The sequence below is a fragment of the Glutamicibacter sp. NPDC087831 genome (assembly GCF_044742845.1).
Taxonomy (GTDB): Bacteria; Actinomycetota; Actinomycetes; order Actinomycetales; family Micrococcaceae; genus Glutamicibacter.
This window is the reverse complement of sequence record NZ_JBIUVH010000004.1, coordinates 272,138-285,833: the sequence shown is the minus strand read 5'-3', so window position 1 is coordinate 285,833 and position 13,696 is coordinate 272,138. Positions and strand designations below refer to the sequence as shown.

7 protein-coding genes are annotated in these 13,696 nt (G+C 55.2%); all 7 read left to right on the top strand.

Annotated elements, in window-relative coordinates; translation table 11 throughout:
- Positions 1-336 precede the first annotated feature (336 nt).
- The 7 genes from ACIOJF_RS14305 (at position 337) to ACIOJF_RS14275 (ending at position 13,604) form a co-directional block, all read left to right on the top strand.
- Positions 337-1,263 carry a hypothetical protein gene (locus ACIOJF_RS14305; RefSeq protein ID WP_133833153.1) on the top strand — a complete coding sequence of 309 codons (927 nt, stop codon included), beginning with the start codon at positions 337-339 and terminating at the stop codon, positions 1,261-1,263.
- Positions 1,224-1,619 (top strand): hypothetical protein, encoded by a 396-nt coding sequence (locus ACIOJF_RS14300; RefSeq protein ID WP_146112352.1) that lies wholly within the window; start codon positions 1,224-1,226, stop codon positions 1,617-1,619. The genes ACIOJF_RS14305 and ACIOJF_RS14300 overlap by 40 nt, the downstream gene beginning before the upstream one ends.
- 1,383 nt (positions 1,620-3,002) lie before the next feature.
- Positions 3,003-3,914 carry a GT-D fold domain-containing glycosyltransferase gene (locus tag ACIOJF_RS14295; protein ID WP_105662468.1) on the top strand — a complete coding sequence of 304 codons (912 nt, stop codon included), beginning with the start codon at positions 3,003-3,005 and terminating at the stop codon, positions 3,912-3,914.
- Positions 3,915-4,311: 397 nt separating this feature from the next.
- Positions 4,312-5,094: a hypothetical protein gene (locus ACIOJF_RS14290; RefSeq protein ID WP_146112969.1), complete on the top strand. Its 783-nt coding sequence runs from the start codon at positions 4,312-4,314 to the stop codon at positions 5,092-5,094.
- Positions 5,095-5,929: 835 nt separating this feature from the next.
- Positions 5,930-12,898 (top strand): DNRLRE domain-containing protein, encoded by a 6,969-nt coding sequence (locus tag ACIOJF_RS14285; RefSeq protein ID WP_181148918.1) that lies wholly within the window; start codon positions 5,930-5,932, stop codon positions 12,896-12,898.
- Between the two features lie 2 nt (positions 12,899-12,900).
- Positions 12,901-13,314, top strand: coding sequence for a hypothetical protein (locus tag ACIOJF_RS14280; RefSeq protein WP_105658543.1), 414 nt, complete (start codon positions 12,901-12,903; stop codon positions 13,312-13,314).
- 95 nt (positions 13,315-13,409) lie between these two features.
- Positions 13,410-13,604, top strand: coding sequence for an ATP-binding protein (locus tag ACIOJF_RS14275; protein ID WP_286134333.1), 195 nt, complete (start codon positions 13,410-13,412; stop codon positions 13,602-13,604).
- Positions 13,605-13,696: the final 92 nt, after the last annotated feature.

The following is a 13,696-nucleotide window of genomic DNA, read 5'->3' as shown; positions in this document are numbered from 1 at the left end:
TTCTCTCAATAGAAAGCGGCATAAAACCCGGGACGATTCAATCTGTGGGGGCTCTTGCCCACTCCTGCTCCAAACCCGTTGTGGACACAGCGTGGATCCCGGATCGTGAGGTTGCAGCCACGAGAGCGAGGCGCGAATGCGTCTAATTCTAACTTTTTGGCAACATCGAAGTGAAAAGCGAATTTACTAGATATGATCATATGCAATGCATATAAATCAGAATGCATTAATACGTTCGTATTCCGAGGCGCCACCTGCAGTCAGAACTTGCACTAGCGGACGTGGTCCCTACTTGGAATTGGCTATCAATTGAAAGAGGGCCCTTTGAAGGGACTAATGACGATGCTTGTCTCTGGGCTGACATTGGCGCTGACCATGGCTGCGATGCCTTCTTACGCATCACAAGATACGGATCTAAACCTAAGCGATGTCAAGAGCGCTTCGCCTATTCCAGCAGCCGAATCTGCGTCTCTTCTGAAAGACGATCCGTCATCGAAGACGATCACTTTATCAAACGGGGTGATTGTACCTTTCAGTGCAGACGACCGTACGAGTGCTGAAGAGGAAGCATTCCGCAGTGAAGTGTCATTGTTGGTAACTCTCGATCAGCTAACGTCAGCCAAGATGAATGAGCTGGGCCTTTCGGAGCCGGCAGAAACTCTGGCGACAATCCCAGTGACAGTAAAACCCAGCGATTTTCTTCTTGGGGTAGCTGAACCGGCCAAGCTCGGGTGCCGTGTTACCAAGCCTTCGTCGAGTGCAGGTGACATAAATATTTCTCGCCCCCAGATTGTAAAATCTGGGACAAAGATTTATGCGTATGCTCGATACAATTGGAAGAATGCACCCTTTTCCGAGTGTCCACGCGGCAAATCTCAGATCGGTGGACCCGACGGGCTAGCAATTACGTTCAACCGCGCCGTCACCAACAAGGGCGTTTCCTTTGTGGGGTGCAACAGCTATAACAAGTGTGAGAAAACTGGATGGCTGGAAACCAACAATCAATATGGTGCGGGTTGGGCGTTCCAGGATTGGGGCTACGGCGCGCTTTACGGACACAGTCCTACATATAAAGGAACTTTGACCTATACGCTAACCACGAGTTCAACTAAATGCCTTCAAGCTTTTGCGAAATATGGGCATTCTTGGAACTCTACAAAGCTGACCGGTTTTAGTATAGGTAAGTCTTCAATCGGAATCTCATGGAATACGAGCTCAAATCTATGGCAGAAATCAAGCCAAGCCGGGTCTTACCGATGCTAGGACGCACCTGGGCAAAGGGATTAGCCCTTGCATCATTTGTTCTGATCGCAGCTGGTTGCTCAACTTCAGATACATCCCAGTCACTATCTGTGGATGCCGTCATGGATGTTTGTGCAAAAAATGATTGTTTTACCGTAAAAGTTCCTGCGAACCTTTCAGTAACGGTCAACGGCCATGAAGTGAGCATTCCATCTTCCAACGGGTCTGGGACAGTGGCTTTGGAATCTGTCGGTGCTGTTCAAGTGACGGCACGCTGGAATTCGTTTGAGAAGACAGCCGATCTGATGATAAGTGATGGATCAGCGGAGTCAGTCACCATCAAGTTTGATGAAATAGCGAGAGTAACCGAACTATAGAGAAAAGTCTGAGGTCAAACCCCTGATTATTCTGATCGTCTGCATCACACGGCTGAGGTTTCTGTCGCGGTGCTGGTGATGGTTGATATCGTCGGAGCCGTCCAGGATTGCTGAATCCCCATGAGGGAGAGACCTCATCTGCAACAAGGGTGGCAATGATTGTTCATGTCTCAACAGACTCTTTCGCATGGAAGCATCCCGCGGTCTTTGCAGGATGCTTCCATGTTTAATGCCGAATCCAGAAAAATCGCACGTGCCATCCATGAGTCGGTAGAAAGAATTGTCCAGTGAGTCCGCGGGATTTCACCTGCACTTCCTCACCACGGCCTTGACCTCCCCACCGCCAACGCCGAGATTGCCGAAGATCTCGTGCAGCTCGACGGCTCTCCCGTCATCGACTACACCCACTTCTCCCTCGCGTTGAGCCGATCACGCAAGTTCGCCCGATGGGTGAGCTGGAACATCGACGGATTACGCATGCAGTTGCTCTCCCGTGCCGGTATCAACTTCACCAAAGACCCGTTATATTGTTGACAGCTCCTTATCTCCGAGGAGCATAGGAGCTGTCGGCCAACCAATCTCGGCATGGTGTCTTGCCCCCGCTTAGCCAATAGTCCGGGGGGCCTCGCCGATAATCTTTTCCGAGCGCGGGCACTGATACGAAAATTTCACGTCCTTCGCCTTTTAGGTACCAGCGCTTACTTTGATCTCCCTGCCAGTGGCTTGCCAGTAGTCGCAGGCGGCTTTGCTACTTTCAGCTTCGCTGGAACGACCTTGCCCGTAGACTCACTCGTGACAGTTCTGACCAACGAACTCAGCACCGGGAATGAACGTTGACCCGGTGGCACCAGCATTAGGGCTCCCCTGGGCATACCTTGGAAACTCTGCATGGGAAATAGATAGCATCGATTTTGGCAGTGAGCTTCTCAGTCGCGATCTTGCTTCCCGTTACATGGGGCTTCGAAATGGCTCTCACGCTAGTAGCAATAGGCATCCCGTACCTTGCAATTACCTTGACCGCAGGAACCCAGTACACCGAATCTTCCCGCATCGGATTGGTCGAGTAGTCCACCGCGATCACAGCATTCGATCCTTCCCAGCTAGACGGTAAGACGCGCGTCGCCCCTGGAATCGCTTTAACATTGCGCGTCCACTGCAGACTCGTAAAAGGATAATTGCCCACATTTGAACCGCAGACACTTCGCTTATCCATCCATCTAATTGTTTGAGCGACACGACCACAGCCCTGACCTGGCATCGACGCGCATCGTAAGATGAATCCAGACGCATAGAATCAATGCAATACATTGCAGCCTCTGCGCATCACCCTGCGGCCCTGCAGTGCGGGATAACGCGGCTCCTCCGCGAGAACGGATACTAGTTTTGCTGTCAAAGATCAAAGAAATCGCGAATCGCACCTTCCACGTGGAGATCCGGAATAAGAAACCCATTCCTGTCAAGATGGGCGGCCACGAGGAACTGCCGGCACTGCTCAAGCAAGTGATCGCCGAACTGAAGAAAAATCGCAACGAGCTGACCGCGATTCGCACTGCCACCACTGGCCGGTTCATGGACGAAGTGGCAGAAGTCTACGCGCACCAAGTCCTGCCCTTTAAGGAGTCTCTGGAGCTACTGGCCGCGTCTAACGCCTCCATCGCACGATTCGGAGATGGCGAATTCCGGCTCATGCTCCGCCCAGAGTTCAACCTAGGCTTCCAAAGCAACTCCAAGGAGCTCCAGTATCAGCTCCGGGAAGTCTTTGAAACTCAATCCGAAGACCTGCTCATCGGTTTCCCCTTCTTATTCCGAGATGCCCACTGGTCCAACGTGTATGCCGAGCTGTGGCCCAGCTTGAAGCCACTGGTTAACCCTCAGCAAAAATACATCAATGCCCATATCACCAGGCCCCGAGTGTTTGAAGTCCTGGGCCAGGAAGCAGTAGAGCTATGGCGCAAAGTCTGGGACCGGAAAGATGCCGTCATCATCACCGGCGAGGGCTCACGGTTTGATTTGGTCCCGGCACTTTTCGATAACCTGAAAACCGCAGACTTTATCCATTCAACTCCCAAGGACGCATTTACCGATCTGGAGCGAGTTGTCTCCGAGACCCTGGAAAAGAATCCGGACCTTGCCATTATTTCCCTGGGCCCGGCCGGAACCGTTTTGGCCAAAAAACTCTCCGAACGCGGGATCCGAGCTCTTGATATTGGCCATTTGAGCAGCAGTTACCTCAACGTGGTGCAAGGACACGCACGTCCGGAACATACTCCCGCAACGCGGCAACTACGCAAATAGCCCGCACCGTTGCCCCAATGCCGCCTCCGTGAAGCAGCGCGTTCCCCATTTGCACTTGCTGGAACGCCATCCAATTTCGTGCATAAATCGAGCTGACTTGAGGACAACGGATCGCACTTGCACTCTCTTACGTGATCTCATGCTTTTACGAGTACTACACCAATTACAAGGGCTCGGGATACTGGGAACGTAAAACTGTTCCAAGAAGACAAAGCTGAATCCTGGTGGTGGGTTTCGTGGAGGGACCATGTTGATGTAGATGCTGATGGCCGAATCGGTACCACTGAGATCAAGCGCATGCAGGCCGATGTGAACTGCCGTGTTCTCTAACTAAACCGTTAGATCCTATTCACACACTTAGGGTTCAAGTTTGTTCTCGTCAAATTATTCAGAGCCGATGTTCATTGGCATTTGGGAAGCCAAATCGAGCGTGCCGGCCGATAGGTCTTTATCCGACCCAGTTGGTTTCCTCAACGACTACTCCGAGTTACTGTGGGGCGTTGAAGATGAGTCAGTGGAACGTGCATGGCTGGTCAACGATGCGGGTAGCCGGGATGACTTTCACAGCTCGGTGAACGCGCCGGATTATTGGTTCCAGGTAGGTGTCCGAGCTGCTGCGGCTAACGCAACTCTTCCATGCTACGCATTGACTGTTTTAGCCGATACTTTTCGATCTGCAAGTTCTAGTCCTCTAGCACATGTTGATTTTGCCGTTCCGCTCCAACAGCTAAAGAATCTCAATTCCGGTGTGCTCCCATCAGAGGGCCTAAGTGGAGTTGTTGGACTTGAGACGAATGAGAATAGACGGGATATTTCGGTCGAGGTACTGTCTGGGCATAAGAATGCTTTCTCTGACGATGTTCTCAACTCTCTCGCCTCGCGGATCTCTACTGCCCTGGCGATCGAAGTTGATTCCCGTTGTACCTTCTCGAAGGAATCTCCACCGATTTCTGATGGTATTTGGAATGGACCAGGGGTTTCTTCTGCTCTGCTCTCCTTCTCTTCTGGTCTTCATTCATTACCTTCTATTGGGTGGATGACAGGTTTAATAGCCGAAATCCTTGCTTCCAACGGCATCGATCATCCGGTATACATATCGTGGAAATTTTCCGAAAAGACCAGTGACTGGCCAATGCTGTTTCATAAGATGCAGACACGGTTTCTTGGGTTCTTGCGGTGATTGCAGCGCTTAATGGATGAGTGGTGACATGGCGATGTACTTGGTCCTTTTCCGTCCGGATCTGCTGCAGGTCTCTCGGCGGGGATGCAGGCTGGTGATTTCATCACCGATGCCGTGGTTCCGATCACTACCAGCAGGCGTACGGGTCGCACTATATTAGACGCTGCCGGTGGCGTCCGACCTCGCCACGGCAGGAACTTTGAAAGGACGGTCCCTGACGATTCGCCCAACGCGGGGAGATCGCTATCCTCCACGCAACACGAAACCCGGTACCCGTTATCGGGCAACCTCCGCTCGTATGCTTGCCTACGCGCGGGCCAGCCGGCCAAAATCGTCCCCCGGTTATTTTTCTGCCGGCCAAATGCAATGAAGCGGGGCCAGCCGGAAAATCCATCAACCCGCCAGGGCTGCGCAACCCACGAAAATCTTGGGCCGGAAGAAGCGACGAAAGAGCGCGGCCCGAGAATTTCTGGGTGGAGCACGCCCGAAGCGCAGCGAGTGGCTTGTGGGTTTGGAGGTGGCCCGTACACTCCGAAGGACAGCAGCAAAAAACAGGAAAAGACCGGACGAAGTCCGGGCCAACAGCCGGCCGCGCCAGCGGACGCCCGATCCCTTCATGAATGCAGACGGTCCCTTAGCTGTTAGTTAGCCAAGCAAGATTTAGTCACAGTTTGGCTACAATTTCATTTCTCCATCAAAAATTGCATTATGTGACGTGCCCCTATAGCAGAATCTATGTGTTGGCTATGTGCCAGCTTAATTTCTTATCGAAAACGGGGTCATGGTGCACCACTTACTTGGGGATACCTCTGCACGCTTGTGGACAGATTTCACAGTGCGCAAGAGGAGAATCCTGTCTGCCATCGCGATAGGCAGCACTTCAGCATTGCTGGCATCGAGCCTTTTCGTTCCCTCTGCTTTCGCAGACGAGGAACCGCAGGGTACCGAGCAAACCGTCGAGGACGTCACTGAACGCCCCGATGGGGTTTCAGCCCAAATTACGGCCAAGGCCACCGGTCAGCGCGTCGAAGACTTGTCCCTCCGCACGGCCACCGAACAGGTGTTCGCCAACCCGGATGGAACCTGGACGTCCGAAACGACCTCAGCGGCCCGCTTCAAAGAAGGAAAAGACAGCTTCGTTCCCCTAGGCGCCGACGGGGAACTGACCGACACCGCATCCCCGGTCGTAGGTGATGGTACCGAGCTCACCATCGCGGACGGAACCGACGACATCGGCGATGGCCCCACCCAGGATTCGGTAATCCTCGCTCAGCTGGAGTCCACCGGTGAGCACGAAGGCTCCACCTTGAAGCTGGGCTGGGAAGGTGAACTACCTGCCCCGCAGATCAGTGAGAACCAAGCCACCTACACCGAACAAGTGCAGGTGCCCATCATCGAAGATCCATCCGGCGACGTCATGCCACAAACCTCCACAGTGGACCCAGTCCCTTCGGACGCTCCTTCAGAGTCTCCCACCGAAACGGAAACTCCCGAGGTCAATGAAGAGCAGCCCGAAGAGGATGAGGATGCAAAATCCTCAGATTCAACTCCGGAGCCTTCTGAACCCGCAAGCACTTCTTCAGAGCCGGCCACCGAATCAGCGGAACCGTCACTCGAGATGCCTGCCGGACCCCAGTCGGTGGACGCCAGCGTGGTTGTCGAGCCGCTGCGGTCGGGCTTCTCACACCGCACCGTCCTGGAACAAGCCCCCGAAGGGGACGTGTCGCTACGGTTCCCCATCAAGCTCTCTAAAGGTTTGAAGCTCACAAGGGACAAGGACACCGGGGACCTTCGCGCCATCAACGGTAAGGGCGAGACTGTGTTCTTCGCCCCGGCGCCAACGATGTGGGATGCCAAAATCGATGAAGCATCCGGACTGCATCCTGCCGAACGCACCGTGGACACCACGCTCACCGAAGAAGATGGTGTCCCGGTGCTCACCTTGAACGCTGATGCCGCCTGGTTGCAAGATCCACAGCGTCAGTACCCGGTCACCATTGATCCGACTTGGTCGTCGGGTGTCTCTGATACGTGGGTTCAGGCCGATGTCCCGGGCTCCAAGGCCGGCGACCCGGAACTGCGTGTAGGCACGTTCAACGCCGGCGCATTGAAGTCACGTTCGTTCCTGCAGTTCGCTTCCTCGGCCTTGGATGGGAAGAAGATCACCAAAGCCGAACTGAAGATGCATAACTACCATTCCTACTCGTGCACCTCCGCCCCAGTGAAAGTCCAAAGACTGACCAGCGACTGGATTTCCTCCGATGTCCGCTGGACCAAGCAGCCCACCGCCACGACCAGTGGTGAAGGGACGAACAACGTCTCCAAGGGCTACTCTTCGAGCTGCGCTGCAGGATACGTCTACTACCCGATCACCCCGATCGCCCAGTACTGGGCAGATAACCCCACCAAGAACTACGGGGTCCGGTTGATCGCAGCCGATGAGACAAACAACTACACCTGGAAGCGGTACCGCTCAGCAAACTACATTGCTGGTGCCAATGATCCAATCGAACCGCAGTTCATCGTCACCTACAACTCCTACCCCAGCACACCTTCAGCAGTGTCCTTCGGCGCAGGCGAGTCCGTCAAAGACTCCACCGGAAAGCTCTGGGTGAACAAGAAATCCCAAACACTCCGTTCCACGGTCACTGACCCGGACGGAGGAAAAGTCAATGCCGAGTTCGACATGACCGGCACCAGCACCCTGAGCAAGCAAGCTGGCTCATCAGTCGCTTCCAAACAGGTCTCCATATACAAGGCCGCACTGAAAGACGGCACCTACACCGTCAAGGCCTGGGCCAATGACGGCACGCTGAGGTCCAAGGCTGCCGGACCTGCCACGACGTTCACCGTTGACACTGTCGCACCATCCGCCCCAACGATCACCTCCACCGGCGGAATCGCTAACAACGGGTGGCTGCCTGCGAAGCCCGCTTCGAACACCTTCACGTTCAAGTCCAACGCAGATGCCGCCACGATCTCCTACCAACTGAACGACGCCCCCTGGAAGGCGCTCAAGCCCACGGCCAACGAAGCCAAGGTGGCACTGAACCCGGTGGGGGCGAACGTGCTGCGGGTGAAAGCCACAGATTTGGCCAACAACACCTCAGGAACCACCACGTGGACCTTCGGCAACGGCGTCGCTTCCCTCAGCTCTCCCGCTGCCGGTTCCACGACCTCGGATTCATTCAAGGTCACCGGTCAAGGGCCCACCTCCTCCACCGGTGCGGTCACGCCAAAGGTATATTGGCGCGAAGCCAACAGCGCAACGGCAGATACCTCAACATACGGCGCAACTGCAGGCTGGTACGAAGCGGCAACACTGGCAGAGATCGCAGCGGGCCAGCCCGTCAAAATCGACACCATGATCGATGTCGCAGCAGCTCCGGCAGGCAAACTCAAGGAGCTGGGCAAAGACCGGATTGCAGCACTCGTAGAAGTACAGGTCTGCTTCGACTACGCCGGAGCACCATCAACTTCTAAGCTGCAGTGCACCACGAACAAGTCCAAAAAACCAGTCCAGGTCACCAAGCTGCCGCACGCCTTCGGAGACAACTACCCCGTCGCCGAGGCCGGCGACGGCCAGGTCGCACTGACCACCGGCGAACTGAACCTTTCCGAAACCGACGTCGAGGTCAACGCCGGCAATACCGGCCTGTCGGTGAGCCGCTCCTACTCCTCCTATTCCGGGATCGGAGCCAATTCCCGCATCTTCGGCAAAGGATGGCGCGCCAACATCGAAGGCCCCGACGAAGGGCTGGCAGGATTATTGGTCGCCGAATCCACCGCAGTGGACGGCTCCATCACCCTGGTCAGTGACGATGAAACCGCAGCCGTCTTCCGCCAGCCAGGCAACGGCCGTGTGTCGTTGAAGACCGGAACCTACACGCCGGCCAACGAAGACGCCACCGCTTCGGGCTGGAAGCTCGCCCTGTCCGGCTCCGGAACCAACGCGCGGATCAAGGTCACCGAAGAAGACGGAACGGTGACTACGTTCAAGCGCGGTGCCAATTTGGAGGGTAACCCCAAGATTTGGGAATGGATCACCGAGACCGTCACCGGCGGCAACGGCACCGGGACCAGCAAATTCGTCTCGAACACGGCCGGCCAAACCACCATGGTCATCGCCGGCACCGAAACCAACCTCATCTGCGACACGGCGACCCTCGTACACACTGAGGCAACTCCGGTGAAGGGATGCCGACGCATCAACCTGTCCTACGACACGTCAGGCAAAATCACCAAGGTCACCTACACCGCCTGGGACCCAGCCAAGAAGGCGATGGACACCGTAGGTATTGCCGAATACGGGTATGACGGAACCAGCCTGGACGCACGACTGATCAGTGTGAAAGATAATCGCACCAGAGACACCACCACCTACACCTACAGCACTGACTCCAAAGCCGGGGTACCATTGCTGGCTTCCACGGAAGAGAAAACAAGCTCAGGCTCCCGCGTGGATGCTCCCACCTACTACACCTACGGCAAGGCCAACGACTCAGACCGCTCCGACTGGCTTGAGCTCGTCGAACGCGGCAACGCGACCGACGGCAATACAAAAGTCCAGACTGCGCGCTTCGTCTACGGTCTTGACGTCGTAGGCGATGGGAAGAACACCCCCAACCTTTCCGAAGGCCAAGTCAAGCTGTGGGAGCAAGAAGGCACTAAGCGACCGGTCACGGGTTACGCAGTATTCGGGCCAGGAAAAGACGTTAAAACCTCCAAAGCATCCTCTGTCACCGCGGCTGATTTCAAGTATGCAGACCTGCACTATACGGATCCGCAGAACCGCGTCGTCAACACCGCATCCTATGCGGCAGGCGCCTGGCAGATCACAGCCAACGTGTTTAACGCGGACGGCAATATCGTTCGTGATTACGATGCCCGCGGCATTCGATTCATTTTGGCTGCGGCAAAAGACTCATCCAATATCAAGGACGGGGTACTCAAAAGCCATGAAGACTATGCGTCCATAAGCGTCTACTTCGCTGACTTAGCGAAGTTCGTCGATAATGAAGGCAACGGCCTCTCAACCAAAACCGATGCCACGGAAAAAGCTGCAGAAATCGCCAAGAATGAGGCGACCGCCGAGTTCCTCCGCGGCTACGTCACCGACACCTATTCACCGGTAACCACCGATGAAAACGATGAGCCCTCCCGTGTCCATACCAAAACCAGCTACACGCCGATCACGGATGTGGACGCCGGGGGCATGCCGCGCATGCTGCCAACCACGGTAGTGACTTCAAAGGCCAGCTCCGGGAAAACAGAACCAGATGCCACCGGGGAACCTATCATCACCCACGTGGAGAACGGCTATAACGCCTACACGACCGACAAGAACGGGAAAGCCGCAACAGACAAGAACAACCTACGCTCAGGTTGGGTGGTTGGTTCACCGACCAAGGTCACCCAGGTCATGGCTAAAACTGCGGATAATATCGTCACTGAAACCCGGTTCGACGACCAGGGCCGCGTGATCGAGTCCCGGCAGCCGAAATCCGCGGGAGCCGATGCTGGCACGACGAAGAGCACCTACTACACCGCCGCAGCGAATGCTGACGATGCTACCTGCGGCAATGCTCCGGAGTACGCAGGGTACTTGTGCAAGAACACCCCGCAGGGCGCCGGGTCGGTAGCCAAGCACCAGACCGGATTCAACATCTATGGCCAGCCGGCCACGTTCACCGAAGCCTCGACCGGGACCGATGGCGCCAAACGCACCACCACCCAAACCTACCGAGCCGACGGCCAAGAGCTGAAGACCACTGTCACCACCAGCGGCATCACCACTACTGCGGTGCAACCGGCAGAGAAGCTCTACGACGCCACCGGCGTACAGAACGGGGTGCGCGCGGTAGCTTCCGGCTCACTGCCGCAATCCGAGATCAAGTGGACCCAGGACTTGTGGGGACGCACCACCTCCTACACGAACTCACTAGGAGAAACGACCACCACCGAGTACGACGGATTCGGCAACGTCTCCAAGACGGTCTCCCCTGTCTCGACCACCACGTACAAGTACGGGGCACTGTCCAACGATGGGACCACCGAGTATCAGGGTGCGGTCACCAGCATGACCGTGTCCAAGCACGGCGGCACCAGCACCGCCACTTACAAGGCCAGCTATGACGGGGACGGCAACGTCCTCACCCAGGTCATCCCCGGGGGCTTCACCCAGAAAATGGACTACGACGAATCCGGCAAACAAGTCCGTCTAGCCTACGACGGACCGTTGAAAGCCGAAGACGGAACCACCTCGAACGGGACCTGGATCGCGTGGGAACTGAACCGCGACGTCACCGGACGCATCATGGGTGAAACCACCCCCGAAGGCGACGTGCTCGCAGGCACCTCAACCGCAGGAGACCGCGGCGCAGCCTACGATCGCGCGTTCACCTACGACCGAGCTGGACGACTCACCGAAGTCAAGGACATCACTGCCCAACCTGGTGAAACACTGAATACAGACTCCGAGGAAGGTGCGGTCACCCCCACGACGGTGCGGAAGTATGCGTTTGATAAGAACGGCAATCGGACCACGCTGACCACCACGGTCAACGGCACCCAGACCGCCAAGCGGACCTGGGCCTACGACGCAGCAGACCGCGTCGGCGTGGGCGCTGGGTATGTGTATGACGGGTTGGGACGGCAGACCACGGTTCCTGCAGCGGATGCGTCAGCAGCTGCCAACGGAGTGAAGGCCGGGGCTGGGGCGATCACGGTGAAGTACTTCGCCGATGACGCGGCCGCAGCGATCACCCGCAACGGCACCACGTCAACCATCGCCCGGGACCCGTCAGGTCGCCGCCTGACGGTGACCTCTACGGGAACCGCGGCTGCAGGAACCGAAACCAAGCACTACGCCGATGATTCGGATAACCCTGCCTGGAGCACCCGTAAGCAAGGTACCCAAACCATCACCACCAGGTACGAATCCACCATCGGTGGAGACCTGGCGTTGACCATTACCGGGAACACCGTCGAACTGGCCGTGAACAACCCCCACGGGGACGTAGTCGCGACCTTACCGTTGACCGGTACCGGTGCAGGGCAAGGTATCACCGGATGGGCTCAGTACGATGAGTACGGCAACCAGCTCACCGAACCAGTGAACACCGGCGCCACCACTTACGGATGGCACGGAGCCGATGAACGCGCAGTCGACATGAGCGGGCTGATCCTGATGGGAGCTCGACTCTATAACTCGGTCACTGGCCTGTTTACCAGCCGCGACCCAGTTGAAGGCGGTAACTCGACATCGTATGTGTACCCGCAGAATCCAGTAAACGCTAACGACGTATCTGGGGAATGGGGATGGTGGGACACAGCTGATGTTGTGCTTACTGCAGCTTCATTCATTCCTGGAGTAAACGCTGTAGCAATTCCGTTGCGAGGAATTTCCGCTGGAGTACGGGCTGCGCGTGCTGCGTATCATGGGTATAAATTGTACAAATCAACGCGAATCTCTAGATCTACCTTCAAAGCGGCGAGATTAGTCCGTACTTCGAGATATGGAGGTAGTGCAACCTACGGAAAATCCGTAAGTAGAAAAGTTTGGAAAAAAGCAACGAGAATACATGCCGGAAGAAGAGGCCATTATGTAAATAATTATGGCAGCAAGGGTGGAAGTATTATGAGTTCGCGTGGTCTACGCGGATATCGAAATCCCGCAGCAAAGCAAGGCAAGCGGGGAAAATACGGAAACCTCGAAAGGTATTCCAAGCGCCCTTCTTCCAAAAAAACTTCAGGATACCCAAATAAGTATGGAAATTATCACGTAAAAGTCAGAAGGTGGTAAAATTGGCGAATTCTTCTTTTCTCCACAGGATATCCATTGATTTTATGGAGGAACCCTTTCATGGCAATTTCGCAGGCGATGAGCCGGAAGAGAACCTAAGGTATCCCCCGAATCAATTTTTCGGGCTTGCTGGAATGCCTTGGGCAACTATGTATGAGCTTCGATTAAGTTACCGGAAGCTAGGACTGGAGATTTTCTCTGAAGAAATTGGGAATGTTTTTTCCATCAGGGTTCGGTCGCCGCAGTTTGCAGAAAATGACAAAAGATTTATTGACAAGCGTGCCATCGAATTGGATTCCTTTGATGATCGGCAAGCTAGATTGGCGATCTCTAATGTAATCAAAGCTTCAGGAGGGATCACGATTCAGTCCGCAATTCGCAAGTTGGAAAATCATTTCTTTGTCGATGAGCTTTAAAGCATTATTGATTAGTATGAAGTGCGAATACAAATACTCCCGCATTTCACAACAATTAATATCTGTAATTATTCTGGCATATTGCCAGTGAGCTGTTGAATATTCTGTCGGCTCGGGAGCATCGGGGGTCGACGATCGTCACTTTGGAGTTTGATTCGGAGGACTGGTATCGGTCGTTGTATGATGCGGTGGTTGCTGAGTCGATTCTGAATCGGTTGGTTTCCAAGAGTGAAATGATTCAGCTCGATGGGCCGAACATGCGCCGGTATGAGTACATCACAAGTCATTAGAACACCATAGAGCAGTAAACGGGTGGTGGTGCGTGGATTTCTCTGATTTCGGAGTGCTATCCGGTCCACGTACTACTGCTACCGTTTCGATA